The sequence below is a fragment of the Sphaerimonospora cavernae genome, assembly GCF_042435035.1.
Taxonomy (GTDB): domain Bacteria; phylum Actinomycetota; class Actinomycetes; order Streptosporangiales; family Streptosporangiaceae; genus Sphaerimonospora; species Sphaerimonospora cavernae.
Map to the genome: position 1 here is coordinate 241,626 of NZ_JBHMQT010000044.1, position 26,176 is coordinate 267,801.

Sequence of the window (26,176 nt, forward strand, 5' to 3'; positions counted from 1 at the left end):
GGCCATGACCTGGACCACGAGCAGCTTCAGCGACGGTGGAGCCAACTGTGTCATGGTCGGCCGCGGCGCCCCGGGCGTCGTAGGCCTGCGCGATTCCAAGTTCCCCAGCCTGCCGGCCATCGTGGTCTCCGCCGAGGCGTGGACACACTTCGCCGACTTCCTGCTGGCCGCGCCCGTCGACCACTGCCCTATCGAGGCCATCCCACAGGACAAAACCGACCTCTATCAACTCGACCTTGCCGGAGCGACCTGGATCAGCGCCCCGAAGGGCCTAGTGAGCGACCGGGTGCAGATGGCGTCCTTGCCGGGCGGTGCCGTCGCGCTTCGCCACCCCGCTGATGGGGCGACATTGCGCTACACCCGCGCCGAATGGATCGCCTTCATGCGCGGCCTTAACGCCGGGGAGTTCGCCACTCAAGCAGCCGCCTAACACGCACTGCTGGAGTTGCCCCGGGCGAGCAGCCTTTGAGACGAAGCCCGATCAGGTCGGCCTGCACCAAGCCGCCCGGCCGTACGGTGACCATCTTCTCCGCCCTCCGGGCCGTACGGTGACCGGCCTTGGTCCGGCTCGGCTAATGGGCGACGGCGGGGGCGTCAGGCGGGCACATGGCCTCGCGGCAGGTGTTGTTCCTGACCACGGCCAGCAATGAGCAGAGCGTCTCCACCTGTTCCGGTGTCAGGCCGTGGGTCAGTCGCCGCTGGACCTCATCGGCGATCCTGCGCACCTCCGGGCGCAGCGCGTCGCCCTTGGGCGTCGTGCTCACGATGCTGAGGCGCCGGTTCGAGGCACAGGGAGCGCGGCTCACCAGTCCGCCCCGCTCGAGGCGCTGCAGACTCTTGGTCATCGTCGACATGTCGATGCCCAGCAACGCGGCGAGCTTGTTCTGGAACTGCGGGCCGTTCTCCCACAACGCGATCAGCACCCGGTCCTGTCCCGGGTAGAGGCCGATCTCCGCCAGCAGGGCGGCGTGCAGGACCCGGTGGCCCCGCGACGCCGCGGCCATCAGGCAGCTGAGGCTGTCGGGGTCCTCCTCACGCGACACCGAACATGCCGTCGTGTCGTGAACCAGCGGCTCCATCATTGCGGGCCTCACCATCTCGGGGCCTTCTTACGCCACCAGGGTACCGCTTGCATATTGGTCGGCCAAGTTGTAAAACAGTTCGTGGCCGACCAAGTTGGTCGGCCAAATTGGCTGCCCAAGAAAGGGTTTCGAGTCATGCCGTTCACGTCTTTCGACCTCGGCTCGCTGCGTCTGCCCAACCGCCTGGTCATGGCGCCCATGACCCGTTCACGGTCATATGTGGACGGGATTCCCTCGCCGCTGGCGCCGCTCTACTACGCCCAGCGCGCCTCGGCCGGACTGATCATCAGCGAGGGGATCCAGCCCAGCCCGGCAGGCAAGGGCTACATGGACACCCCGGGGCTGCACACCGACGAGCAGGTGGCCGGGTGGCGCGAGGTGACGGACGCCGTCCACGCCGCGGGGGGCCGGATCTTCGCCCAGCTCATGCACGCGGGCCGGGTCGGTCATCCCGACAACACCGGTGCGGTCCCCGTCGCGCCTTCGGCCGTACGGGCGGCCGGGAAGATCTTCACCCCGAGCGGGCCGCAGGAGCTCCCCGTCCCGGTGGAGCTGTCCACCGGGGAGGTGGAGGCGACCATCCGGGACTTCGCCGGGGCCGCACGCCGGGCGATCGACGCCGGATTCGACGGCGTCGAACTGCACGGCGCCAACGGCTATCTCATCCACCAGTTCCTGTCGCAAAACGCCAACCTGCGTGACGACCGCTACGGGGGATCGGTCGCCGGCCGGATCAGGCTCGCCGTGGAGACCGCCACGGCCGTCGCCGAGGAGATCGGCCCGTCCCGGGTGGGGATCAGGATGTCGCCGGCCAGCGGCGCCCAGGACCTGGCCGAGGACGACGCCCACGAGGTCTACCCGGCCCTGGTGTCCGAGCTCGCCGAGCTTGACCTGGGCTACCTGCACCTGATGGCGACAGGCGGAGACGACCTCAGCCGGCGGATCCGCGACCTGTGGCGAAACGCCCTCATCGTCAACGACCCGGCCGGCACCGATCCGGCCGTCACCGCCGCGAAGTGGCTGGAGTGGGGCGCGGACGTGGTCGCGCTCGGCCAGGCGTTTCTGGCGAACCCGGACCTGCCGCTGCGCCTTCGCCTCGGCGCTCCGCTCAACGAGCCCGACCTCAGCAAGGCATACGGCGGCGACCACCGGGGCTACACCGACTATCCTTCGCTCACCCTGCACGCGGTCGCCGTCTGAGGAGCCGCCGTCTGAGCGGTCACCGTACCGGACTTGCCGCGCACAACGGGGGCCGCTCGGAGGGGCCCGGGCGCCGTGCGTGGCAGGTCCGCGTGGCAGGTCCAAGTGGCCAGTGCGGGTGGCCAGTGCGGGTGGCCAGTGCGGGTGGCCAGTGCGCTGGGAGGCCGCCGATAGACTGACACGTACCGCTCGATGCCTTTGGGGGTCACTTTCCGGTGTCTGACTTCGACACGGTTCTTGTGGTGGATTTCGGCGCGCAGTACGCGCAGCTGATCGCCCGCCGGGTGCGTGAATGTCACGTCTATTCCGAGATCGTCCCCTCGACGATGCCGGTGGCGGAGATGCTGGCCAGGAAGCCCAAGGCGATCATCCTGTCCGGCGGCCCCTCCTCGGTGTACGCGGAGGGCGCGCCGCCGGTGCCCGTCGGCCTTTTCGAGACCGGGGTGCCGACGTTCGGCATCTGCTACGGCTACCAGGCGATGGCCCTGGCACTGGGCGGAAAGGTGGCCAAGACGGGGAGTGCCGAATATGGCGGCACCTCGCTCAGCGTGCTCCGGGAGGGAGCGCTGTTCGCCGGGCTGCCGGTCACCCAGTCGGTCTGGATGTCCCACGGTGACACCGTGGTGGAGGCCCCCGCCGGGTTCATCGTCACCGCCTCGACCGAGGCGACGCCGGTCGCGGCGATGGAGGACGTCTCGCGTGGTCTGTACGGTGTGCAGTTCCACCCCGAGGTGCTCCACTCCGAGCATGGGCAGACCGTGCTCAAGCACTTCCTCGAGGCGGCCGGCTGCCGTCCGGCGTGGACGATGCTCAACATCGTCGAGGACGCGATCGAGGCGGTCCGAGTACAGATCGGTGACGGCCGCGCCATCTGCGGCCTGTCGGGCGGCGTGGACTCCGCGGTGGCCGCCGCGATCGTCCAGCGGGCCATCGGTGACCGTCTGACCTGTGTGTTCGTCGACCATGGCCTGCTGCGCAAGGGCGAGGCCGAGCAGGTCGAGCGGGACTTCGTCGAGGCGACCGGCGTGAAGCTGCGCGTCGTCGACGCCGCCGAGCGGTTCCTCAAGGCGCTGTCCGGCGTGACCGATCCGGAGGAGAAGCGCAAGATCATCGGGCGGGAGTTCATCCGGGTCTTCGAAGACGAGCAGCGCGCGATCCTCGCCGACGGTCCGGTGGACTTCCTCGTCCAGGGCACGCTCTACCCCGACGTTGTCGAGTCGGGCGGCGGCACCGGAACCGCCAACATCAAGTCCCACCACAACGTGGGCGGTCTGCCGGAGGACCTGAAGTTCGAGCTCGTCGAGCCGCTGCGCACGCTGTTCAAGGACGAGGTGCGGCGGGCCGGCGAGGAGCTCGGCCTGCCTCCGGCGATGGTCTGGCGGCAGCCGTTCCCCGGCCCGGGCCTCGGCATCCGGATCGTCGGGGAGGTCACCCGCGAGCGCCTCGACCTGCTGCGGGAGGCGGACGCCATCGCCCGTGAGGAGCTGTCGCGTGCCGGTCTCGACTCCGACATCTGGCAGTGCCCGGTCGTGCTGCTGGCCGACGTGCGGTCGGTCGGCGTGCAGGGCGACGGCCGCACCTACGGTCATCCGGTGGTGCTCAGGCCGGTGACCTCCGAGGACGCGATGACCGCCGACTGGGCCCGGGTGCCGTACGACGTGCTGTCGCGCATCTCGACCAGGATCACCAACGAGGTCAGTGAGATCAACCGCGTCGTTCTCGACATCACCAGCAAGCCCCCCGGCACCATCGAGTGGGAGTGACACCCCCAGGAGGAAGGGGTGGATCTTTCGGTGTGGTTTGTGTAGGGCGGGTATGGTATCGCGGTGATTGTCGCTCAGCCCGATACCGCCTCGCCGACCACATCAGATGGCCATAATGCCCGGCTCGGCTGGCTTGACGCGTTACGCGGGCTCGGCGCGTTGGCGGTGGTCGCCGAGCACACTCCGTGGTTGATGCCGTCGCTGCGGCCAGACTGGTTCAGTCTCGGCATCTACGGTGTTCTGGTTTTCTTCCTGGTCAGCGGCTACATCATTCCGGCGTCGCTGGAGCGCAGGGGCGACGTCCGGGCCTTCTGGATCAGCCGGTTGTTCCGTCTCTATCCGATCTATCTGCTGGTCGTCGGTGTTGTACTCGCCCTGGCCTTCTGGATGCCGGTGCGTCATTCCGTGCCGCGCCATCCCTCCGCGGTGGCCGCGCACGTGACGATGCTCTTCGACGTCGTGCATCAGGGTGGCATGGCCAACACGATGTGGACGTTGTCGTACGAAATGGTGTTCTACCTGATCGTGTCGGCTCTGTTCATGCGCGGAGTGCACACTCGCAGCGGGACGTTCGCCATCGTCTTCGGCGTGGTGGCGATCTGCGCCGGACTGGTGCTGTCCGGGCCGTTGCTCCCCGACCACTGGCCGGCCATCGTGTCATGCGTGATCTTCGTCGCGGGCATGGTCTGCCTGATCTCCGGCCGATTCCGCGCTGTCGCGGCCTACACCCTGGGGTTGATGGCCCTCGGGCTGCTCTTGTTCGGCAGCTACGTGCCTTGGTTCGGAGCGGCGATCCTCGCCGTGATGTTCACCGGGACGGCCATCTACCGCTGGGAGCAGGGCACCGGTGGTCTCCTGCCGGTGGCGGTCTCGGCGGCCCTGGTGGCGGCCGCGCCGGTGTGGTCGATCCAGGCGGGCTGGTGGTGGGTGCAGCCCGGCGCGTGGATCACCACGTTGGCCCTAGCCGGCGGCACCTTCGCCGCCGGCATGGCCCTGCGCGGGCGGACCGTGCCCGCGGTGCTGACCTGGCTGGGACTGATCAGCTACTCGGTCTATCTGCTGCACGTTCCGCTGATGGCGTACCTCAATGCCGCGGTGGGTGACCTGCGCGCCGCGCCGGTCGTCGTCCAGATGGCCCTCATGCTCGGCTACCTCGCGGTGCTGCTGTGCGTGAGCTGGTTGACGTACCGTTTCGTGGAATCCCCGGCGCGGCGTCTCGGCAGGTCGTTGATCGGCCGCGATGTCAGCCTTCGGTCCCGTCCGGGAACTCCGGGGTGTCCGATTCGTCCGGCGGCGCCTCGGGATACACCTCACCCGGGGTGAGCTCCTGGCCTTCGAGCAGCTTGGAGACCGTGACGAAGTGGTAGCCCTGCTTGGTCAGCTCCCGCAGCACGGTGGGCAGTGACGAGGCCGTCTCCTTGACGGTCTCGTGCATCAGGACCACGGCGCCCGGCTCGGCGATCTCGAGGGCCTTCGAGGTGAGGAACTTGACGTTGCGATAGTCCTTGATGTAGTCCTTCGTGGCGACCGTGCCGGGGACCTGCACCATCCCGAACTTGGCCACGATCTCCCGGGCCTCGTCCGGATAGAGGCCGCCGGGGGCGCGGAACATCACGGGGTCCTTCCCCGTGGCCTTCTTGATGATCCGCTGGGTGTCCCGGACCTCCGCGTAGATCTCCTGGGAGGTCAGATCGGTGAAGTACTTGTGGTCCCAGCTGTGGTTGCCGATCTCGTGGCCGTCCTTGGCGACCTGACCGACCAGCTTGAGGTTCTTCTTGACCCGGTTGCCGATCATGAAGAACGTGGCCTTCGCCTTGTATTTCTTCAGGACCTTCAGCAGGGTCTCGGTGTGCTCCGCCGGGCCGTCGTCAAAGGTCAGCGCGATGCACTTGTGCGTCGCGCAGTACGGCTCCTTGGCGGCCCGGCTCGCATGCGAGGGTGTGGCGATCGCCGCCGTCAGCACGCATGCGACGGCGACGGGGATCAATCGACGGAATGCCATGGTGGGGATGCTCCTCGGGGATCTTTGGACCAGCATCGTAACGGGTTCGCCTGGGAGGCCCCGTAAACCTTCCGCCAAGAACAGCCGTATGACGGCCACTTCACCCCTTCCTTTCGCGATGCTGTCCCGGTCAATGTGACGCGGGACGGCCGGAGAGACGACCGGCCGACGACCAGAAGGAGGGCGGGTGACCCGAGTCGCCGCCACCCGAGTCGCCACCATCCGGGCCACCACCATCCCGGGCACCGCGCGAGCCGTCGGCCGGGACTCGCGTACGTGGGGTGCATGCATCGGGTTCGAGTCCTGCCCCGAGTTGCTCGACCGCCTCTTCGAGGGTTTCCCCGGCCCCTGGATCCGTCTGGCGGAGCCCCGCCTGGCCGAGGTCGGCCCGGACACGCTCGCCGGAACCGGTGCCGCCGTCGACGCCACGGCAGAGGCCGAGCCGTACGACTCGGTCGTCATCGCGGCACGGGCCCTGGCCGACGTGCGCGGGGCCGTACCGATGCGCGAACTGCTGCCGCGGGCCCGGCGCGTGCGGATCGTGGTGGCGGAGGTCCCGTCGTGGGCGCTCCAGCCGCTGCCGGTCGCGGGTCAGAGCGAGACCTGGCGGCACCTGGTGGATCTCCGGGTCAGGCGCAGAGCGCGGGGCTGGCAGGTGGACGCCAGGTTCGCCGAGCCGGTGGCCGCGGGCGAGGTGCTCGCCCATGTCGCGCACGGACTCTTCGGGGCGCGCCGCCACCTGACCCAGCCGGTGATCGGCCTGGCCGGGGTCGGGGCCGCCCGTTGGCGGCCCGGCGACCCCAACGCGACGCCGGCGCCGCCGCGGGGGCCGGTCCCGCAACGGCGCGACGCCCCCGGATGCGATCTCCTGCTGCATATCACCGAGGAAGACGCGCTGCCCGAGGCTGTGCTGCCCAAGGCCACGGGGCATCGGGGCAGGCGGCCACCGGGCGGCCCGATCGCTTTCGTCGCCGGCCGTCCCCCGGAGTCTCGGCATCCAGACCCGCGCCCCGAGATGCTGCCTCCGGTCGACGAAGCCGTGATCAACCCCATCGGATTCCGGCCGCAGCCGTCGATGCCGTTGGCCGCGCTCGTCGAGCACGGCCCGGACCTCACTGTGACCTGCGGTTCCGACACGCTCGTACGGCTTCCGCCGGGCGGTGGCCTCACCGACGTCGACGTCGCCCGGCTGCGGGACGTGCGGGGTGTGGTGGTGCCGGCCCTGGAAGGAAGACCCCTGGTCGCGGCCGGGATCGTCGCGGCCCTGGCGGCGACCGGGATCCCGGTCGTCGCCGACGCCGACGCCGAGCGGGACGCCGCCCTGGGGCCCGAGCTCGCCGCCGCGCTGGCGGCGGTCGAGCCCGGCAGGCTCGGTTCCGACCTCCACCGGGAGGAGATCAGCATCATGTTGCGCCGCCGCGCGCTGCGTGTTCACGGAGCGGTGGCCCGCTGGCGCGGCATCGTCGCGTCCGCCGGGCTGCCCGTGCCGCCGGAGCCGTCCGTCTCGATCCTGCTGTGCACACGCCGTCCGGAGATGATCCCGTTCGCCCTCGATCAGCTGAGGCCGCAGCGCGGGGTGCGGGCCGAGCTGATCGTCGGCCTTCACGGGGTGGCCGCGAGGGAGGCGGTGATCGACGGCGGGCCCTTCCCGGTCACCGTCATCGAGGCTCCGGCCGAGTGGTCATTCGGCGAGGTGCTGAACCGGATGGCGGCGGTGGCGTCCGGATCGTTCCTGGCCAAGGTCGACGACGACGACTGGTACGGACCCGATCACCTCGGGGACCTGCTGCTCGCGCAGCTCTACTCGGGAGCCGACCTCGTCGGCTCGGCCGCCGAGTTCGTCTACCTGGAACCGATCAATGTGACGATCAGGCGCTCTATCGGGACCGAGCGATTCGCCCCGTTGGTCGCCGGGGGGACGATGCTGGTGGCCCGGGCCGTGTTCGAGGCGGTGGGCGGGTTCCGGCCGCTGCCGCGCACAGTGGACGGCCAGTTGCTCGAGGCCGTACAGGCGGTGGGCGGACGGATCTACCGCACGCACGGGTTCAACTACGTCCTGCGCCGCCGCGCCGCACGGGGACACACCTGGCAGCAGCCGCTGCCGTCGTTTCTCGGCTCCTACCGGGACCAGTGGCGCGGCCTGGCCTTCAACGAACTGATGGTGCGGAGATGAGCTGAATGACGATGTCATGGACGTCGGCCCCCCTGATTCCTTGGGCCACGCCGACCCCCACGGACCCGCCCGAGCCGGCGGGCCCTCGGTTTCTTTCGAGTCCTCTGATCCCACACAACGATTACGGCGTGCTCGGCACACCGCCCGAGCCGGGCGGGTGGACGCCGGAACTGTCGGTGAGCGTGGTGATCCCCGCATACCGGGCGGAGCGGACGTTGCCGCTGACGTTGGCCGCTCTGGCCAGGCAGACCTACCCGGCCCACCTGCTCGAGGTCATCGTCGTCGACGACGGCGAGGCGCCCATGGGGCCCCTGCCCGATCTCGTGCCGTGGCGGACCCGGGTGATCCGGCCGTGTCCCGGCGTCTGGGGCAAGCCGAGCGCCTGCGCGGCGGGAGCCGAGGCGGCCGACGGCGACGTCGTCCACTTCCTGGACGCCGACCTCGTGCTGTTCCCCGAGCACGTGGAGGCGCAGATGCGCTGGCACCACCTCGCCGACTACCTGGTCGTACTCGGGCATCTGCGGTTCGTGCCCGGGCTCGGCGAGGTGCCCGCCGGCGAGGTGCTGGCGGCGATCGAGGCCGGCGCGGTGGACAAGCTCTTCGAGGGCGGCACGCCGCAGTGGACGATGCGGCGCTGGGATGAGACGGCGGATCTGCGGGAGGCGGGTCTTCATGCCTTCTCCGTCACCGTCGGGGCCACGCTCTCCGTCCGGGCCGAACTGCTGCGGGCGGTCGGCGGGATGGACCGCACACTGGTGCTCGGCGAGGACACCGAGTTGGGATATCGGCTGGCCCAGGCGGGCGCGGTCTTCGTCGCCGATCGCGCCGCTCGCAGCCGGCACATCGGCGACTCCACGGTGATGCGGCGTGAGCAGGACGTGAAGCGGCACAACTGGCCCTACCTGGCCGAACGGGTGCCCGCCTTCCGCTGGCTGCGCGGACATCCCCACCGCCGTTATCTCGTCCCGTACGTCGAGGCCGTCGTGCCTGTGGGAGACGCCTCGTTCGAAGAGATCAGGGCCACGGTCGACGGTCTGCTCGCGAGTAAGCTCCCCGATGTCGCCGTGAAGATCGTCGGCCCGTGGGGACGGCTCGGCGACGGACGACGCGATCCACTCGACGACCCGTGGCTTGACCTGCGTCTCGTCCGCGGATGCTATGAGGGGGAGACCCGGGTCGCCTACTGCGAGAGCCTGCCCGAGGACTGCGCTCCCGTGCCCTTCAGATTCCACTGCCCGCCGGGTTGGGTGCCCTCCCGTAACACGCTCGGCTCGCTCATCAAGTTCGCCGACCAGCGCTGCCTCGGCGTCGTCTCCGTCGCACTCGAGGAGCGGGAGCCGACTGCGCCGGCCGAGGGACCTGAGATCGTGCACGCCCGGCTGGAGCGTACGGCGGCGCTGAACCGCGCCCGATGGTGTGCCCGAGGAAGTGTCGACGGGGGCGCCGCCGATCCCGGTGACCTGGACGATCTCGTCCACGAGATGTTCGGCACGCTGTGGGTCGCCGGGGACACCTGGGGCCTCGCGCGGGCCGGGACCGTCGCCGCGCTGGTACGGACGCCGCGCAAGATTCGACAGCAGCCCCGGAAGAACACGCCGCAGAACCCGCCGAGCCGGGTGTCCGGGCTGCGCAGGGTTCGAGGGCTGCGCAGGGTTCGAGGGCTGCGCGGTGTCGCGAGGTTGAGCCGTACGGCACGGCTCGTGCGGCGCCGGCTGCGCGCCATGGTCAGCCCGGGGTGAGGGGGTTTCCGACATTCCCCGGCCCGTCACGGTCGCCACGGAAGTTCCGCCCGAGTTGGAAGGACCCGCCTGTGCCTCGTCTCAGCGTCATCATCCCGATCTACGAGGTGGAACCCTACCTCGCCGCCTGCCTGGAGTCGGTGGCCGCCCAGACCTGGCGTGACCTCGAGGTCGTCATGGTCGACGACGGGTCCCGCGACTCCAGCGCGCTGATCGCCGCCGCCTTCGCCGAGCGGGATCCGAGGTTCCGGCTGGTCAGCCAGGAGAACGCCGGACTGGGGGCGGCTCGTAACACGGGGGTGCGGCACGCCACCGGCGAATTCCTGGCGTTCCTCGACAGCGACGACCTTCTTCCGGTCCATGCGCTCGAATATCTCCTCGCCGCCCTGCTGCGTACCGGCTCCGACCTGGCCTCGGGCAACGTGCTGCGCTTCGACGGGCGGCGGACCCGGCAGTCGGCGCTGCACCGCGCGGTCTTCGCCCGGCCGGCCATGGCCACGCACGTCACCAGGCAGAGCGCACTCCTGCGTGACCGGTTGGTCACCAACAAGCTGTGGCGCAGGACGTTCTGGGAGGCGGGCGGGTTCGCCTTCCCTGAGGGGGTGCTGTATGAGGACATCGCGTTGGCGCTACGCGGCCACTTCCTCGCCCGAAGCGTCGATCTGCTGCCCGCGCCCGTCTATCTGTGGCGGGTGCGTGACCGGTCGATCACCCAGGACAAGACCCGGCTCGGTCATCTGGAGGACCGGTTCGCCGCGGTCCGCTCGGTCCGGGCGTTCCTGGCCGAGCACGGTATGCGGGCGCAGATCCACGACTGGGACCAGACGGTCCTCGAAACCGACCTGACGAACTTCGTCGACGTGCTCGACCAGGCCGGCGGTGCGTTCCATGACCGGTTCCTCGAGTTGGCCAACGACTATTTGGACGAGGTGGCCGCGCCCGTGCTCGACGGGCTGCCCGCGCTGCGGCGGCTGCAGTGGCACCTGATCAGGCAGCGGCGGCTGGCCGACCTGCTCGACGTCCTGGCCTGGGACCGGCGGGTGCCGCCGGACGAGCGGTTCACCCGGCGGCTGTGGGGCTACCACCTCGACATCCCGCTGCTGCGGGAACGAGAGCCGAAGGTCCCGGCGGCCGTGTCGCGGGTGCGCGACGAACTCGCCCCGCGCACCCGGATCGACGCGGTCAGATGGGAGGGCGGCAAGCTGATCGTCGAAGGCCGGGCTGCCCCCGACTGCCCCCGGCCCGTCCGGCGTTATCACCAGCAGATCTTCGCGACGCTCGTGCACGGCAGACGGCGCGTCCGGGTCCCCGCCACGGTCATCCGTACCCGTGTTTCGGCCAAACCCAGGTCACGGCGAGACTGGGGCGGCTTCCGGCTGTCGATCGATCCGGGGTCGCTGGACCGCCGTCCCGGACTGTGGCATGTCGAACTGCGCGTGATCCATCGGGGTCTCCCGCTGCGCCGTGTACGGCTGGCCGACCCGCGCGCCGTCTGGGCGGACCGGGCCGGGCAGCGGAGCACCGGCCGTGACTTCTCCGTGGCGCCGCTGCTGACCGAGACCGGCCACCTCGCGTTGCGCGCGGAACGGGAGATCGCCAGAGCCGTCACGCAGAGCATCCGGGACGGCAGGCTCCGCCTGGTCGGCCGCGCGCTTCGCGACCTCGGCCCGAAGACCTCGCTCCTGGTCACGCGGCGGCCGGGCGGCGTGCCCCTCTCCTGCCCGGTCAAGGTCGACGGGTGCACCTTCGAGGCCGAGGTGGATCTGCGTGAGGTCATCGGCCGCGGCGCCCTCGGGAACGGCACGCTCGGGAGCCCGTACGAGATCCCGGGCATCTCGGGCATTCTCGGTGAGGAGCCGGCCGTGTGGCGCGTCGAGGTACGGACGGCGGACGGGGCCGTCACACCGGTCACCGCCGCCGACGATCTTTCGATCGGCCGGTACGGCACGGCGGGCCGGGAGATCGTCGTGCTGCCCGACCACTCCGGCTGCCTGATCCTCCGCGATCAGCCCGTCGCCGCGTTCGCCGACCTCACCGAGTGGCTGCCCGGGGGTGAGCTGCTCGTCGAGGGCGGGTTCGCCGCGCCGTACGGCCCGGCGGCATTGGTGGTGCGCTCGACCGAGGGGACGGACGTACGGCTCGCGCCGATCGAGGGAGCAGGCAGCCGGTTCCGGGCGCGGCTGGTGCCCGAGGAGGTCGATTCCCGGCGGCTGCCGCTGCCCCGCGGCCGATACGGCCTCGCGATCAGGGTCCGCGGCGACGATGGCGCCGACGATGGCGCCGGCGGTGGAGTCGGCGGTGGAGTCAGTGGCCTTACGCGGGACCTGCCCATCGAGCTGGACGCCGACGAACCCCTGGTGCACGAGACGGCCCGCCGCACGTTCGAGCTCGCCGCCGACGGCGAGGGCCACGCCCTGCTGACCGTGGGCAGCGACCTGTCGCCGAACGAGCGCGGCAAGAAGGCCCAGCGGGAACTGCGCACGAAGGCCTACCCGGCGATGCGCGGCAGATCGCTGCGGCCCGCCATGCTGTTCAGCGGCAACAGGGGGACGCGGTTCGCCGGGAGTCCGAGGGCGATCTACGAGGAGCTGCGGCGGCGAGGGGTGGAGCTGTCGTTCCTGTGCGAGGTGCGCGACGGCCAGGTGGCGCTGCCCGACCCGGTCGAGCCGGTGCGGTCGCGGGGGCGGGAGCACTACGAGGCGCTGGCCCGCTGCCGCTACGTCATCACTGACCACGACCTGCCGCCCTGGTTCGAGCGGCGGCCCGACCAGACGGTGGTGCAGACGTGGCACGGCCCGCCCGCCGCCCTGGCCGCGCCGGAGGAGGGCCGGCGGCCGGTGCGCAGTGCCGGGCAGTGGACCCACGTGCTGTCGCCCGGCCCCTGGTGGACGCCGCGGCTGCGGGAGACCTTCGGTTTCACCGGCTTCGCCGGCCGGGTGCTGGAGACCGGCCTGCCCTGCGACGACGTCCTGGTCGAGCCGAACGGGGACGCGGTCGAGGCGAGGCGGCTGGTCAGGCGGAGGCTGGGCGCGCCCGAGGAAACGAAGCTCATCCTGTACGTCCCCGACGATCGCGGGGGACAGGGTGATCGCGGCGGGCAGGGGAATCGCGGTGGCGGTCCGCTCGATCTGGAGCGAGTCCGGGCCGCCCTGGGAGAAGGCCACCTGCTGCTGGACCTGTGCGCCTCGACCCACCCCGATCCGCACGAGTTGTATCTGGCCGCCGACATCCTGGTGACCGGTCACCCCGGCGCGATGTTCGACTTCGCCGCGACGGGCCGGCCGATGCTGTTCCATGTCGAGGCGAACGCGGGCGGCAACGGCATCGAGGATCTGCGCCCGGAGGTGCCCGGGCCCGTCCTGCGCACCGCGGACGAGGTGATCGAGGCGATCCGCGAGGCCGACGAGGTCGCCGAGAAGTACGCGAGCGCGCTGGAGGCGTTCGTCGCGAGATTCCGCCCGCTGGCCGACGGCGCCGCGTCCCGCCGCGTGGTCGACCTCCTCCTCGAGGTGGCTTCTCGACCGTAAACGTAAGGGACGAGCTCGCAGCTTTCAGAGTGAAAGGGATGGCCTCGGGTCAAGGAAGTTCCAAGCGATGGCAATGGGGTCCTCTGAACCGGCGGCGTCTGGTGACGGTTCGTAGGCATCCTGTCACTTGTGATGACGCCGCCAGAACGCTCAATGGTCGACGCCTCTGCCGACGGCGAGGAGTATGTCGCGGCGTGTCTCGGTTCACTCTGCGATCACGCCGAGGACCCGGCGGGGCTGGCGCGGCTCGCCGCCGACATCGTTCCGGTTCTGGCCCGTCTGGATCCGGAGGTCGTACGCGAACTGCCGGCGCTCAGGCGGCTCCAGCTCTTCCTGGTGACGCACGGCATGTGGGACGAGCTGGCTGAGGTGCTGCGGTTCGCCGCCGAGTCGGACATCGCTGATCGCGGGGTGGTCCGGCGTGGGCTGCTGCGGCGACGCTGGTGTCTCGATTATCCGCTCCTTGGGGACGGCCGGATCCCCGCCGACCTCTTCGACGCGCGGCGCGACTTCGAGTTGCGGGCGTGCGTCGACGACGTACGGCACCGCGACGGCAGGCTCGTCGTCGCGGGCCACGCCTACATCACCCACCTGGACAGCCGCCGCAGCCGGATAGAGGTGTGGCTTCAGCGTGGGGGCAGTCGTATCGAGCTGCCGATCCGGCGGATCTCCAGACCGGACGTGACCGCCGACTCCCGGCAGTCCGCGGTGAACCACGACGACTCCGGCTTTCTCGCCGAGCTCGAGCTGCCCGCGCTGGCCCGGTCGGCCCGGCGGGCCGGCTGGCGTACGGGCCGCTGGACGCTGCGCGCCCGGGTCACGGCCCGCGGCGTGACCCGGACGGGCCGGGCGACCGGTGGCCGGCACGCGGGGGAGCGGACCTTCGACGCGGATGGCCTCACCGTGATGCTGTCCCGGGACCGCGGGCTCATTCTCCAGGATGTCGCTCCCCGCCAAGATGATCACGCCTGGAAGGGGGACAGGGTCACCGGCGTCCAGTGGACCGACGCGCACGAACTGGTCCTGACCGGGACGGGCGACGGCGACGCCGGCATGATCATGCTGGTACGCGGGCACGAGCGGCACGCCTGGCCGGTCCACCGTGAGGGGGACCGCTGGTCGGCGATCATCGGCGAGACCGCGCAGGGACTGCCGCTGCGAAGCGGCGCCTGGCGGGCGTGTACCGGTGGGGAGCCGGTGCGGTTGGCTCAGGCACTGGTGGCCGACCTGCCTGAGCCGCATAGGACCGCGGTCCACGAGGTCACCCTGCGGACCACCCGGTCCGCCGAGCTCCGCCTCGCCGTACGGCCCGGCCTCGGCCCGCACGAGCGCGGGCCGTATTCGACGCGCCGACGCCGGGAGGCGGCCCGGAAGCGCGGCGCCAGGCTCGTCGACGCGGCCCTGTTCGACAGCTACGGCGGCGGGCAGTACTCCTGCAACCCCCGCGCGATCTCCGAGGAGCTGGCACGGCGCCGCCCGGACATGGAGCTGGTCTGGGTGACCCGCGACGGGCAGTTCACCGTCCCGGCCCTCGGCGGGCGGATGAGGGTGCGCACGGTCCTGTACGGCTCACGCGAGCACGAGGAGGCCCTGCACACCTGCCGTTTCATCGTGGCCAACCGGCGCACCCAACCCAGGTGGTACGGCAAGCGGCCCGGCCAGATGTTCGTGCAGACCTGGCACGGCACCCCGCTCAAGCGGCTGGGCCGCGACCTCGCGGGCATGCGGTACGCCCAGCGGGTGCGCGAGGAGGACCTGGGGCGTCATGTCGCGGCCTGGGATGTGATGCTCTCGCCCAATCCGTTCTCGACGCCGATCCTGCGCCGGGCTTTCGGCTACGCGGGTGAGGTGCTGGAGTCCGGCTATCCCCGCAACGATCTGCTGTTCCGGCCGGAGCGTCGGCGGTCGGCACGTGAACGTCTGGGCGTCCCGGAGGATCGTCGAGTGATCCTTTACGCGCCTACCTGGCGGGACGACGAGCTGATCCACCCTGATGAGTCGTCGGCGTTCGACGTCGGCGGCGTCGCCGGGACCCTGGCCGAGGCGCTGGATGGCGATGACATGCTGCTGGTCCGGGCACATTATCTGGTCGCCGACCGGGTCGCGTTCCCCGGCAATGCCCTCGATGTGTCGAGATTTCCTGATATGGCGGACCTGCTAGCCGCCGCCGATGTGCTGGTGACCGACTACTCGTCGTCGATGTTCGATTTCGCCGGTACGGGCAGACCGATGGCCTTTCTCGCCCCGGACCTGGAACGCTATCGGGACGAGGTGCGAGGTTTCTACTTCGACTTCGAGTCCGAGGCGCCCGGGCCCATCGTGCGTACGGCCGACGACCTCGCCCAAGTCCTGAAATACGACGACTTCACATCGTACAAAGCCAGGTATCAGGATTTCAGCGAAAAATTCTGCCCATGGGACGACGGGCAGGCATCCGCGCGAGTGGTGGCGCGCATGCTCACATGAGGCGACCGTACGCGATCGCCGCACCGGCGGGCCTCGCGCTCGTCGCCGGCCTGTGGGACCTGGCCTCACCGCCGGTCTGGCGGGATGAGGCCGCTACCCTGAGCGCGGTCATCCGGACGCCGCATCAGCTGCTCCACCTGCTCCAGGCGGTCGACGCGGTCCACGGCCTCTACTACGCGCTCATGCACGTCGTCGTGGCGCTGTTCGGGACCGGCGAGGTGGTGCTGCGGCTGCCCTCGGTCGTCGCCGGGGCGCTGGCCGCGGCCGGCGTGGGCGCCCTCGGGCGGGCGCTGGGACACCGGCGGGCGGGCCTGTACGGCGGGATGCTGATGGCCACGATGCCGATCTTCTCCCGCTACGTTCAGGAGGCCAGGCCGTACCCGCTGGCCATGGCCGCGACCATCGGCGTGACCCTGCTGCTGCTGCGCGCGGTACGCGGGCCGTCCGCCGCCGCCTTCACGCTGTACGGCGTCGCGCTGGCCGCGCTGGGCTACGTCAACCTGTTCGCGTTCCTGGTGGCGGGGGTGCACGGCGTCTATGTGGCGCTGTCGAGGGGGCCGGTGTGGCGCTGGTGCGGGGCGGCCGCGGGGGCACTCGCCGTGGTGGGGCCGCTGGTGTGGCTGGCGTCGCGGCAGACCGCCCAGATCGGCTGGATCCCCCGGCCGGGTCCCGCGGAGACGGGCATGCTCGCCGTCGAACTCTTCGGCGACGTCGGCGCCGCGCACCCGGCGTGGCTGGGCGTCGCCCCACTGGCCTGGGCGCTCGCCCTGCTCGGCGTCGCACTATGCGTACGGACCAGCGGCGGACGAGATCTCCTCGCGCTGACGCTGCCGTGGCTGCTCGTGCCGCCGCTGGTGCTGCTGGCCGTCTCGTGGGCGGCCCACCCCGTCTACGTGTTCCGCTACGTGTTCTGCTGCCTTCCCGCTGCCGCGCTGCTGGTCGGGGCGGGGCTCGCCGTGCTGCCCTCTGCGCTGTCCCATGCCCTGGTCCGGCGGGCGGCGGTAGCCGTACTGGCGGTGGCCTGGCTGGGCCTGTCGATCCCGGGGCAGCTCGATGCCCGGGGGCCGGACGGCCGGCAGGACGACCCACGCCCGGTCATGGCGCTGCTCGCGTCGGCCGCGCGGCCGGGGGATGGAGTTCTGTTCGCCCCGGGTAAGGCCAGAAAGTACGCGGTGGTGTATCCGGGGGTCTTCGAACGCCTCGACGACGTGGCGCTGGCCCGCTCCCCCGAGAGCGACGGCAGCTTCCGCGGCCGGGAGGCCGGCCGCCGCGTGCTGGCCGACCGCCTCGCCGGTCTGCGCACTATCTGGGTGGTGGGCCACGCCGGAAAGGCCGCCCTTTCGAGCAGGCGGTTCGACCTGCTGCGCCGGTCCTTCGTCCCGACCGGTCGATGGACCTTCCGCGGCATGTTCGTCGCCCGATACTCGGCCGGAGGGAGCCCCGGATCGAGCCCCGGCCCGAACCGTCCGCTCAGCTGAGCTCGAAGGGTGCCGGAGTGGGGAAGTACGCCTCCAGGAAATCGGCCAGCAGGGCGTCCTGCTCGGAGGTGGTCGGGGCGGTGTCGTTGAGGCAGAACACGTCGTGTCTACGGCGCGCCAGCATCCGATGCAGCTTGCCCGGGGTCTTCGGCACCGACAGGTCCACGTACGTGTAGTCCACGATCCCCGGCACCGCCCGGCCGGTGAGATAGGCGTAATAATGCGCCAGCGACGAGACGGCCGAGATGTCGGAGGTCGTGCGGAACGCGCTGCGCGCCGTCGCCTCGAACTCCGCCGCGAACCGTTCCTCCATCTCGTACATCAGCGACCTGCGCAGCGCGTACGGCACGTGCTTGAGCTTCTGCGTCAGCGTTCGGCCGGACAGCTGCTCCAGGATGCGCCGGTTGTTCATGCCGGCCGCGTGGACCGGGGACTCCTCATGCTCCGGCGCTCCGAACGGGACGTGGACCAGGCTGAGGAAGAAACGAGACACCCCGTTCGCCTCGAAGAACGTGTGCGGTGACAGCGGGCGGCCGAGGAAGAAATCGTCGTTCAGGTAGAGGAAGTGCTCCGACAGCCCGTCGATGTGATGGAGTTGCGTCTCGATCGCGTGGGAGTTGAACACCGGCAGCGCCGAGGGATCGGTGAAGATCTCCTTGTGGTCCACCACCGTCACCATCGGATGCGAGCCGTCCAGCCACGGAGGCGTCTGCCCGTCGGACACGATCCACACGCGATTGACCCAGGGGGCGTACATCCACAGCGAGCGCAGCGAGTAGCGCAACTCGTCACGGCTGGTGAACCGTGCCTCCGTCGTGGCCATCTCGCTGAGCCCGCCGAAAGCCGTCCGCGCCCCGCCGAGCGCCCGGTCGCGACGGGCACGCCACGCCGGGTCGGCGCCGTCGACCCAGGTGTAGACGGCGTCGATCGGGAAGTCGATATCGCTGAGCAGCCGCCGGGTGAACTCCGGCCGGGTCGGATAGACACGCGCGCGCCGGGCGGCCGACACGAGCGTGTTGAACAACTCCTCGCCGCCCTCCACGATCTCGCCGTCGGCCGGGACGACATCGCAGGCGCCGTTCGGCCTGGGCGCCACCAGCACGCCGCCCTCGCGTGACCAGAACTCCAGATCGCAGCCGTGCTCAGCGCCGAGTGTCAGCGTCCGCGACGGGCTGGTGAATTCGACGGCCAGCCGCACGATCGAGGTGTCCCGCAGGATGGCCGCCGCGCGCCGGATCGGGCGCATCGGCTCGGTGTCCGCCGTCCGCGGCACCTGCCTGCCGTACGGCTGTGGCCCGGCGAGCAGCGGCAGGGCGCCGCACCGGGCGAGCGCGTCGAGCGCACGGACCCGCTCGCCGGCCTCGACCGCGATCACCGGAGGACGACCGGGCACCGGCCGGACACAGAAGAAACCCACCCCGGCATCAGACAACAGCGAGCAGACCAGGTCGAGCGTCTCGCGCCGGGCCTGTAGCGGACTCGCATCCGCGCGGACCAGCGCCGCGCGCGGCGCGGTCTCCCACGATGGCAGCCGTCTCTGCAGCCGCCGACACAACGCAACAACCGCCATGGTCTCCCCCTTGAGCACGGACTGTAACCGATCCGCCACTCGTTTGGCGGTCGATTTACCTACTTCCCGCAATGGTCAAGAAGTCGCAACGAGATGGCCCACCTGTTTCCGATTTGCATGTGATCAGACACGCACTGTAGTCATTCTTGCTGCATGGGACGTTTCACGCTCGACGACATCCTGGCGGCACGCAAGCCGAGAGACTCGTGGTGGACCGTTTTCATGGTCGATCCGCTCGCCTGTCGGCTGGCGTTGCTCGTGGCGAACCACACCAAGATCACACCCAACACACTGACCCGGCTGTCGATGCTGGGCGGCTTCGCCTCGGCGGCGGCGTTCCTCGAGGGCGCGCTGCTCCTGGGCGCGGTGCTGTTCTACCTGAGCTTCATGGTCGACTGCATGGACGGGAAAATCGCCCGGCTCAAGGGCACCGGCACGCCGTTCGGCCTCTGGCTCGACTATGTCGGCGACCGCATCAGAGTGGTCTGCTGTGCCTTCGGCCTGGGGTTCGGGGAGTACACCAGGACCGGAGACACCGACTACATGCTGGCCGCCGTCGGCATCGTCGTGCTCGACCTGTTCCGCTACATCAACGGCCCGCAGCTCAAGCGGGTCAAGGAGGCCACGCGCAGCCTGGCTCAGGCCCGAATGGACGCGGACTGCGTGTTCGTGGAGAGCGTCCTGGGCAGCCGGCCGCGCACCGAGGTCGGACAACTGGCGGACGAGGTCGAGGACGGCCGCAAGATCATCGACCTACAGAAGGAGTTCCATGCCCGGTTTCCCTGGTACGACCGGTTCCGGGTGTTCCTGGTCCGGCGGCGGGTGCGTACGCACGTCGTGAGCGGGATCGAGTTTCACGCCGCGGTGTTCGTGGTGGCCCCGGTGCTCGGATCATGGGCCCTGGTGCCGGTCACGATCGGAGCCGGCACGTTGCTGCTGGCCTTCGAGATGTCGCTCGTCTACCGCGTCTGGCTGGCCGCTCGGCAGATCCCGCAGAGCGAGCCCGAGAAGGAGAAGATCCTTGTCTGATTCGGCCGGTTCAGCCGGGTTTCACTGAATCGCATTCATCACGGGGGGATAGATCACATGCAGTCGGACAGGCCGATTTTCGTCGTCGGTTGCCCGCGTTCCGGTACCACCATGCTGCAGCTCATGCTGCACTCGCACCCGCGCGTCGCCGTACCGCCGGAGACCCGCTTCCTGGTCCCGGCCTACTTCTCGCGCCGCGCGTACGGCGACATGCGGCTGGCGGACAACCGCCGCAGGCTCGCCACCTGGATCGCAGAGGGGCGCAACACCAAGTTCCGTGAGCTGGGCCTGGACGCGGGGGAGTTCGTCCACGCCGCCATGCTCGGGCCGGGCAGCTTCGGCTCGGTCATCGGGATGGTGTTCAAGTGCTACGCGGAGCGGTTCGGCAAGCCGCGCTGGGGGGACAAGCGGCCGAGCTACTACCGGCACGTCGAGATGCTGATGCGGATGTTCCCCGACGCCCAGTTCATCCACCTGATCAGGGACGGCCGCGACTGCATCGCCTCGCTGAAGGAGATGCCCTGGTACAAGCCGGACACCTTCCACGCGGCCGCCAACTGGGCCGAGGCCATCGACTTCGGCCGCCGCCACGCGCGCAAGCTGCCGGAGGACAGCTTCTACCAGCTGCGGTACGAGGACCTGACCGCCGATCCCGAGACCGAGTTGGCGAAGCTGTGCGCGTTCATCGGCGAGGACTACGACCCCGCGATGTGCGAGCCACGACACATGGCGGAGGTGGCGGTGCCCAGGCACAAGGTCTGGCACAGCAACACCCATCGCGAGGTCACCACGGCCCACGCCGGCAAGTGGGTCAGCAAGCTGGAGCCGTGGGAGATCGCGCTCTGCGAGGACGTGCTGGGAGAGCGGCTGAGCTCACTCGGCTATGAGCTGACCGGCGCGCCGCGGGCCGACCGCGAGCACGTGGCCGCTTTCAAGTCGGCGGTGAGCAAGCGTCGTACGGCACGGGCCCGCAAGTACAACCGGGACCGGCTGACCAGGCTGCGTGAGCCCGGCCCGACCGCCGCCCTGCTCACCGATGGTCAGCGCATGCTCGCCGGCCTCCCTAGGCAGCGGTCAGCGGAACTCCTGCCCCGCTGAGCCGCATCCTTCCGCCAACCCCCAAACCCCTCAACCCCCGCTCAGCACGCTTCCACCCCCCATACACCTCCGACCGTTGTCTCCGACTCCCGCCCACCCCCCTCCCACCCCGCGCGTGATCTTGCAAAAACTTGCAAGGAGCGCCACTGACCTGCCCTAACATGGTTCGTGATCTTGCGGTTTCTCGCAACGGTGCGGCCTGACCTGGGTGAACGCCATTTGTGATCTTGTAGTTGACGTCATTCGATTGAGTGCGAGATCACGAATGGGAAAACGCGAGGTCGGAGGGTGGGCGTGCGAGTTTCTGCAATATCACGAAGCGAGACGTCCCAGGTCAGGCGGGATGTGTGCGAGTAATTGCAAGATCACGCCTGGGGGTGGTGGGGTTGTGGGCGTGGTGGGGGTGCTGGAAAAGGCGGCGGAGTAGGCGGATCACGACGCAGCGCCTTGGCGAGGATGGCGACGAACGCGGCGAACCCCAAACCGCCGATGAGCACGGGGATCATGATGACGGGATCGGGAGCGGGGCCGATCAGGTAGCGGATGCCGACGCCGATGAACAGCAGCCCGCTGAGCAGCGCCATCCAGTCGGTCCGGTGGACCCGGCGGAGGCGTTCGACCTTCCGGTCAGGCGGCACGGCGCACCTCCACATCGCCGATCCCCGCCCGCACGTGGAGCTCGATGGTGGGCGCGTCGGTCGTTCCGGTCACCTCGGGCTCGAGCACCCGGTCGAATCGAACGTCCGTACCGTCCTCGACCCTGTGGTCGATCTTCACCTCGCCCAGCCGGGCGTACCCGTGCACCTCCACCCGTGCGGTCGCCGGCACGATCACCGTGAGCTGCCCGACCGACACCGACGCGTTGAACCTGACCCGGGTGCCGGGCCGGAGAGCGAGGTCGCTCAGGTCGAGTCGGCCCTCGCCTATGCCCAGCGTGTAGTCCGTCGCGGCCTGCGAGACGTTCACCGGGTGCCAGACGAAGCTGCCGACCTTCCTAGGAATGCCGTTCATCGTCGATCCCGCGACCAGAACGAGCGACACGATCGTGCCGGCGGCGACGAGTGCCGCGCCCCGGCCGAACCACGTCGCGACGAGCAGGCCCGCCCCGATCGTGACGAGGACCGTCCCGCCGATCACCGGCAGACTGACCGAACCGGTGCCTGACTGCTGCACCGCAACCATGATCCCTCCAATCAGCAGGGCGAGGCAGATGGTGAGTCCGCCGATGAAAGACTTGGGTCGCTCGACCTTCACCCGGGCCGGGGGCGGCGGCACCGGCCGGTACGACTCCGTCGGCATGGGTTGGCGGGGCTGCCGCGGGGCGTACGGGCCATGTGGGGCGTACGGTTCGCCAGCGGTGTAGCCGTGCGTGCCGGCGCGAGCCTCCCGCGCCAGATCCGACAGCCGCCGGTAGCCCGCCGGCGCCGGATTCGGGGGATTGGCACCAAGGTGTTCCGGAGCGGGGTGTTCCGGAGCACGGATGCCGGAGCCGTGGAAGGCCGCTGCCGCACCAGGCTCCTGTCGGGAGCCGCCGCCGTAGGGCTGCCGGGGGGACACCGGTCCGTCGGCAGGCCCTGGGCCGTACGGCTGCGTGGCCGGCTGCGTGGTCGGCTGAGGGCCTGGCTGGGGGCCTGGCTGGGGGCCTGGCTGGGGGAACGTCGCCGTCGCCGGCATCGCGGGTGTCGGGACGCCCGAGGGCCTCGTGCCGCGCCGTCCGGTCGCGCGTTCCGGCATCGACTTGACCAGCGAGCGCAGGTCCACGCCGCGTGCGTGCGCGGCGAGCAGCACGATGGCCAGCAGCGTGCCGATCACGATCGTGCCCTTGTTGACCCCGCCCGACCCGACGTTGATGATCAGACCGAGTGCGAAGACCGCCGCCATCAGCGCGAGCACGGTCTCGGCGTCGAACAGCCGGCGGGTCCACTGCTCCAGGTGGCCGGGCTGCCCGCCGGGCTGTCGCATCAGCAGGAACGCGGCGACGTACAGCAGGATGCCGGTGCCGGAGGCGAGGACCAGCACGGCGAAACCGACCCGGAACAGCACCGGGTCCATGCCGGTGAACCTGCCGAGGCCCGCACACACCCCGGTCAGCATGCGGCCCGAGCCGTCGCGGCTCAGCACCCGCTCCGGCTCCGGACCGGCGGCGGGGTCCGGCCCGGGATCGGCGGCAGGGGTGGTCGGCGCTTCGGTCATGCTCCCAATCCTGGCGGCGCACGCCACCCGCCCACCATCGGGGTAACCCCTGACTCATCCCCGACCTCTCGGGGGGAGGACCAGGGCGGGCCCTGATGCGGGCGGCGGCCGTGGCGTGTGACGATGCTTCCCGAGATGTCTGAGATGCCTAACGCGACGATGCCTAACGCGACGATGCCCAGCGCCCCGGAGGCGCCGCCCAGGCTTGTCCGGCCCATGACGGGCCGGGTGATCGCCGGAGTGGCCCAGGGCGCCGCGGCCCAGCTCCGGCTCGATCCGGTGGTGATGCGGCTGGCTTTCGTACTGCTCACCGTCGTCGACGGGCTCGGTTTCGCGGCCTACGCCGCGCTGTGGATGTTCACGCCCAAGGAGCAGCTCAAGGGACGCGTGCCCGGCCGGGACTGGGGTCAGCTCGCGGCGTACGGGGTGCTGTGGCTGGTGCTCGCCGCTTTCGGCTGGCTGACCGGCGCGCCCAGTGGGGGGTACGGCACCTGGCCGCTGGCGATCGGGGGCGTCGGCGCGCTGATCCTGTGGCAACAGGCCGACCCGGACCGGCGGCAGCGTTGGATGAGCGGCGCGGTCCAGCAGGTCAACGCGACCTGGGTCCGTACGAGCATCGGGGCGCTGCTGGTCGTCGTGGGCGCGATCGGCTTCCTCGCCGCGAGCGGCGAGCTCGCCAAGGCCGGCACCGGGCTGGTCTTCACCGCCGTCGTCGTCGGCGGCATCGCGATGATCGCCGCGCCGTGGCTCGCCTCCCTCATCCAGGAGCTCCAGCGTGAGCGCACCGAGCGCATCAGGCAGGAGGAGCGGGCCGAGATGGCCGCCCACGTGCACGACTCGGTGCTCCACACGCTGACGCTGATCCAGCGCAACGCGCACGACTCGCGCGAGGTGACGCGGCTCGCCCGGTCGCAGGAGCGGGAGCTGCGCAACTGGCTCTACCAGCCGAAGCAGGACGCCGATGCCACGCTCGCCGCGGCCGTACGGCGAGTCGCCGCCGAGGAGGAGGACGCCCACGGCGTGCATATCGAGGTGGTCTGTGTGGGTGACTGCGAGCTGACCGAGGGCCTGGTGGCCTTGCTCCACGCCGCGCGACAGGCGATGGTGAACGCGGCGAAATACAGTGAGGCTTCGGTCATATCCGTCTATGCCGAGGTGGAGCCGGAGGAGGTGACGGTGTTCATCAGGGACCGGGGCAAGGGCTTCGTGCTCGACGACGTGCCGGAGGACCGGATGGGCATCCGGCAGTCGATCATCGGCAGGATGGAGCGGAACGGCGGCAGCGCCCGGATCAGGACCGAGCCCGGTGACGGGACCGAGGTCATGCTGACGATGAAGAGGAATCCGTGACCTCGGTGTCGCGGTGACAATGAGGGGATCATGAAGACCGTACGTGTGCTGATCGTCGACGATCATCGGCTGTTCCGGTCCGGGGTACGCGCCGAGCTGGGGCCGTCGATCCAGGTCGTCGGCGAGGCGGAGGACGTGGATTCGGCGGTGAAGGCGATCGCCGAGCTGGCGCCCGACGTGGTGCTGCTGGACGTGCACATGCCGGGTGGCGGCGGCCAGGAAGTGCTGCGGCGGGTCATCGGCTCGGGCGCCCAGGTCCGCTTCCTCGCGCTGTCGGTGTCGGACGCGGCGGAGGACGTGATCGGGGTCATCCGGGGCGGGGCCAGGGGCTACGTCACCAAGACCATCAGCGGCGGCGAGCTGACCGACGCGATCATCCGGGTGTCCGAGGGCGACGCGGTCTTCTCGCCGCGGCTGGCCGGGTTCGTGCTCGACGCGTTCGCGTCGACGGAGGCGCCGCCCATCGACCCGGAGCTCGACTCGCTCACCCAGCGCGAGCGCGAGGTGCTGCGGCTCATCGCGCGCGGCTACGCGTACAAGGAGATCGCCAAGGAGCTGTTCATCTCGGTGAAGACGGTCGAGACGCATGTGTCGAGCGTGCTGCGCAAGCTTCAGCTCTCCAACCGGCACGAGCTGTCCCGCTGGGCCACCGCGCGGCGCCTCGTCTGATTCGGAGTCGACGCCCGTTAGCGTCAATATGATCTTGTGGGCCAATAGTGGGGCGTACGGATCCGGTCGTGTGCTCTTTGGGGCTTCTCGCGGCCGCGAACGTGCTGAACAACCGGGTCGCCAGACGCTGGGCGCCGCTGACGTCGGCGGTCACGACCGCCGTCCTGATCGGGCTGGCCCGGCGTGAGGGCCTGAGCCTTCGGGACCTGGGCATCGAAGGGTGCGGCGCCCGCCTCGGTGGCACGCTCGCCGCGGGGGTTGCGGCGGTCTACGCGGCCGGCGTCGCCCTGCCCCGGACCAGGCCGCTGTTCCTCGACGAGCGGGCGCTCGCGCTCTCGCGCGGACGGCTGGCCGAGGAGGTCCTGCTCCAGGTGCCCGTGGGGACGGTCCTGCTCGAGGAGGTCGCCTTCCGCGGCGTCCTGCCCGCGCTGCTCGCGTCGCACGGGCCTTCCGGCCGCCCGCTCCCGTCGCGTACGGCAGCCGCCGCCTCGGCCGCGCTCTTCGGGCTGTGGCACGTGCTGCCCGCCATCGACATGGCGCGCGCCAACCCGGCGCTGAGCCGCCTCGCCTCGGCGGAGAGCTCGGCCGCGCCGCCAACAGCGCCGGAGACAGTGTCGGGAGCAGCACCTGGGACAGCACAGGTGGCGGTGCCCGGGGCCGTACGGCTGGTCGCGGGGACGGTCCTGTCGACTGGGGTCGCCGGGCTGTTCTTCCATGAGCTGCGTCGCCGCGGTGGGCTGCTCGCGCCCTCACTGTGCCACCTCGCCACGAACTCGCTCGGCTACCTCGCCGCCAGGCTGGCCAGGAGGGTCGACGCGCAGCGCCCGTGACAGCAGT

The 26,176-nt window shown here is 70.4% G+C and carries 19 protein-coding genes; 14 read left to right on the plus strand and 5 right to left on the minus strand.

The features are described from left to right. The first annotated feature begins 4 nt into the window (after positions 1 to 4). Positions 5 to 430 (plus strand): DUF397 domain-containing protein, encoded by a 426-nt coding sequence (locus ACFHYQ_RS21200; protein ID WP_394302870.1) that lies wholly within the window; start codon positions 5 to 7, stop codon positions 428 to 430. A 142-nt stretch (positions 431 to 572) separates the two neighbouring features. Here ACFHYQ_RS21200 and ACFHYQ_RS21205 read toward each other — a convergent pair whose 3' ends face one another. Then, the gene (locus ACFHYQ_RS21205) at positions 573 to 1,082 is read right to left on the minus strand and encodes a MarR family winged helix-turn-helix transcriptional regulator (RefSeq protein WP_394302871.1); all 510 of its coding nucleotides are present in this window, start codon (positions 1,080 to 1,082) and stop codon (positions 573 to 575) included. Between the two features lie 135 nt (positions 1,083 to 1,217). Between ACFHYQ_RS21205 and ACFHYQ_RS21210 the strand changes: the two genes are divergently transcribed. The 3 genes from ACFHYQ_RS21210 to ACFHYQ_RS21220 all read left to right on the plus strand — a co-directional run bounded on the left by ACFHYQ_RS21210 (position 1,218) and on the right by ACFHYQ_RS21220 (position 5,368). Further along, a complete protein-coding gene (locus ACFHYQ_RS21210; RefSeq protein ID WP_394302872.1) occupies positions 1,218 to 2,282 on the plus strand; it encodes an alkene reductase in 1,065 nt (354 codons plus the stop codon). A 215-nt stretch (positions 2,283 to 2,497) separates the two neighbouring features. Then, entirely contained in the window at positions 2,498 to 4,045 is a 1,548-nt protein-coding gene (gene guaA / locus ACFHYQ_RS21215; protein WP_394302873.1) for a glutamine-hydrolyzing GMP synthase, read from the plus strand. Between the two features lie 63 nt (positions 4,046 to 4,108). Continuing rightward, complete coding sequence (locus ACFHYQ_RS21220) at positions 4,109 to 5,368, plus strand: acyltransferase family protein (RefSeq protein ID WP_394302874.1); 1,260 nt, start codon at positions 4,109 to 4,111, stop codon at positions 5,366 to 5,368. Here the strand turns inward: ACFHYQ_RS21220 and ACFHYQ_RS21225 are convergent. Further along, positions 5,289 to 6,047, minus strand: a complete 759-nt coding sequence (locus ACFHYQ_RS21225; protein WP_394302875.1) for a polysaccharide deacetylase family protein — start codon at positions 6,045 to 6,047, stop codon at positions 5,289 to 5,291. The two genes, ACFHYQ_RS21220 and ACFHYQ_RS21225, sit on opposite strands and share 80 nt — an antisense overlap. Positions 6,048 to 6,234: 187 nt before the next feature. Between ACFHYQ_RS21225 and ACFHYQ_RS21230 the strand changes: the two genes are divergently transcribed. The 5 genes from ACFHYQ_RS21230 to ACFHYQ_RS21250 all read left to right on the plus strand — a co-directional run bounded on the left by ACFHYQ_RS21230 (position 6,235) and on the right by ACFHYQ_RS21250 (position 17,430). Next, positions 6,235 to 8,220, plus strand: a complete 1,986-nt coding sequence (locus ACFHYQ_RS21230; protein ID WP_394302876.1) for a glycosyl transferase family 2 — start codon at positions 6,235 to 6,237, stop codon at positions 8,218 to 8,220. A 128-nt stretch (positions 8,221 to 8,348) separates the two neighbouring features. Further along, on the plus strand, positions 8,349 to 9,959 hold the full coding sequence (locus tag ACFHYQ_RS21235) for a glycosyltransferase (protein WP_394302877.1): 1,611 nt from the start codon (positions 8,349 to 8,351) through the stop codon (positions 9,957 to 9,959). A gap of 71 nt (positions 9,960 to 10,030) precedes the next feature. After that, a complete protein-coding gene (locus tag ACFHYQ_RS21240; RefSeq protein ID WP_394302878.1) occupies positions 10,031 to 13,486 on the plus strand; it encodes a bifunctional glycosyltransferase/CDP-glycerol:glycerophosphate glycerophosphotransferase in 3,456 nt (1,151 codons plus the stop codon). A 153-nt stretch (positions 13,487 to 13,639) separates the two neighbouring features. After that, positions 13,640 to 15,952 (plus strand): CDP-glycerol glycerophosphotransferase family protein, encoded by a 2,313-nt coding sequence (locus ACFHYQ_RS21245; protein WP_394302879.1) that lies wholly within the window; start codon positions 13,640 to 13,642, stop codon positions 15,950 to 15,952. After that, a complete protein-coding gene (locus ACFHYQ_RS21250) occupies positions 15,949 to 17,430 on the plus strand; it encodes a glycosyltransferase family 39 protein (RefSeq protein ID WP_394302880.1) in 1,482 nt (493 codons plus the stop codon). Before ACFHYQ_RS21245 ends, ACFHYQ_RS21250 begins: the two co-directional genes overlap by 4 nt. On the opposite strand, the gene ACFHYQ_RS21255 is transcribed toward ACFHYQ_RS21250, so the two are convergent. After that, positions 17,423 to 19,000 (minus strand): stealth family protein, encoded by a 1,578-nt coding sequence (locus ACFHYQ_RS21255; protein WP_394302881.1) that lies wholly within the window; start codon positions 18,998 to 19,000, stop codon positions 17,423 to 17,425. The two genes, ACFHYQ_RS21250 and ACFHYQ_RS21255, sit on opposite strands and share 8 nt — an antisense overlap. Positions 19,001 to 19,153: 153 nt before the next feature. Here ACFHYQ_RS21255 and ACFHYQ_RS21260 point away from each other — a divergent pair, with 153 nt between their 5' ends. Further along, positions 19,154 to 20,029 carry a CDP-alcohol phosphatidyltransferase family protein gene (locus tag ACFHYQ_RS21260; RefSeq protein ID WP_204017743.1) on the plus strand — a complete coding sequence of 292 codons (876 nt, stop codon included), beginning with the start codon at positions 19,154 to 19,156 and terminating at the stop codon, positions 20,027 to 20,029. 57 nt (positions 20,030 to 20,086) lie between these two features. Next, positions 20,087 to 21,127: a sulfotransferase family protein gene (locus ACFHYQ_RS21265; protein WP_394302882.1), complete on the plus strand. Its 1,041-nt coding sequence runs from the start codon at positions 20,087 to 20,089 to the stop codon at positions 21,125 to 21,127. Positions 21,128 to 21,492: 365 nt separating this feature from the next. On the opposite strand, the gene ACFHYQ_RS21270 is transcribed toward ACFHYQ_RS21265, so the two are convergent. Next, entirely contained in the window at positions 21,493 to 21,765 is a 273-nt protein-coding gene (locus ACFHYQ_RS21270; RefSeq protein ID WP_394302883.1) for a hypothetical protein, read from the minus strand. Next, on the minus strand, positions 21,755 to 23,320 hold the full coding sequence (locus ACFHYQ_RS21275; protein WP_394302884.1) for a PspC domain-containing protein: 1,566 nt from the start codon (positions 23,318 to 23,320) through the stop codon (positions 21,755 to 21,757). The genes ACFHYQ_RS21270 and ACFHYQ_RS21275 overlap by 11 nt, the downstream gene beginning before the upstream one ends. A 144-nt stretch (positions 23,321 to 23,464) precedes the next feature. Here ACFHYQ_RS21275 and ACFHYQ_RS21280 point away from each other — a divergent pair, with 144 nt between their 5' ends. The 3 genes from ACFHYQ_RS21280 to ACFHYQ_RS21290 all read left to right on the plus strand — a co-directional run bounded on the left by ACFHYQ_RS21280 (position 23,465) and on the right by ACFHYQ_RS21290 (position 26,169). Continuing rightward, on the plus strand, positions 23,465 to 24,670 hold the full coding sequence (locus ACFHYQ_RS21280; protein ID WP_394303025.1) for an ATP-binding protein: 1,206 nt from the start codon (positions 23,465 to 23,467) through the stop codon (positions 24,668 to 24,670). Positions 24,671 to 24,700: 30 nt separating this feature from the next. Next, a complete protein-coding gene (locus ACFHYQ_RS21285) occupies positions 24,701 to 25,339 on the plus strand; it encodes a response regulator (RefSeq protein ID WP_394302885.1) in 639 nt (212 codons plus the stop codon). Positions 25,340 to 25,407: 68 nt separating this feature from the next. After that, complete coding sequence (locus ACFHYQ_RS21290; protein ID WP_394302886.1) at positions 25,408 to 26,169, plus strand: CPBP family glutamic-type intramembrane protease; 762 nt, start codon at positions 25,408 to 25,410, stop codon at positions 26,167 to 26,169. Positions 26,170 to 26,176 lie beyond the last annotated feature (7 nt).

Excerpts from the sequence above, each read along its gene's own strand:
- ACFHYQ_RS21200 (WP_394302870.1), top strand. The coding sequence starts at position 5 with ATGACCTGGACCACGAGCAGCTTCAGCGACGGTGGAGCCAACTGTGTC.
- ACFHYQ_RS21205 (WP_394302871.1), bottom strand. The coding sequence starts at position 1,082 with ATGATGGAGCCGCTGGTTCACGACACGACGGCATGTTCGGTGTCGCGT.
- ACFHYQ_RS21210 (WP_394302872.1), top strand. The coding sequence starts at position 1,218 with ATGCCGTTCACGTCTTTCGACCTCGGCTCGCTGCGTCTGCCCAACCGC.
- ACFHYQ_RS21225 (WP_394302875.1), bottom strand. The coding sequence starts at position 6,047 with ATGGCATTCCGTCGATTGATCCCCGTCGCCGTCGCATGCGTGCTGACG.
- ACFHYQ_RS21245 (WP_394302879.1), top strand. The coding sequence starts at position 13,640 with ATGGTCGACGCCTCTGCCGACGGCGAGGAGTATGTCGCGGCGTGTCTC.
- ACFHYQ_RS21250 (WP_394302880.1), top strand. The coding sequence starts at position 15,949 with ATGAGGCGACCGTACGCGATCGCCGCACCGGCGGGCCTCGCGCTCGTC.
- ACFHYQ_RS21255 (WP_394302881.1), bottom strand. The coding sequence starts at position 19,000 with ATGGCGGTTGTTGCGTTGTGTCGGCGGCTGCAGAGACGGCTGCCATCG.
- ACFHYQ_RS21260 (WP_204017743.1), top strand. The coding sequence starts at position 19,154 with ATGGGACGTTTCACGCTCGACGACATCCTGGCGGCACGCAAGCCGAGA.
- ACFHYQ_RS21265 (WP_394302882.1), top strand. The coding sequence starts at position 20,087 with ATGCAGTCGGACAGGCCGATTTTCGTCGTCGGTTGCCCGCGTTCCGGT.
- ACFHYQ_RS21275 (WP_394302884.1), bottom strand. The coding sequence starts at position 23,320 with ATGACCGAAGCGCCGACCACCCCTGCCGCCGATCCCGGGCCGGACCCC.
- ACFHYQ_RS21280 (WP_394303025.1), top strand. The coding sequence starts at position 23,465 with ATGCCTAACGCGACGATGCCTAACGCGACGATGCCCAGCGCCCCGGAG.
- ACFHYQ_RS21285 (WP_394302885.1), top strand. The coding sequence starts at position 24,701 with ATGAAGACCGTACGTGTGCTGATCGTCGACGATCATCGGCTGTTCCGG.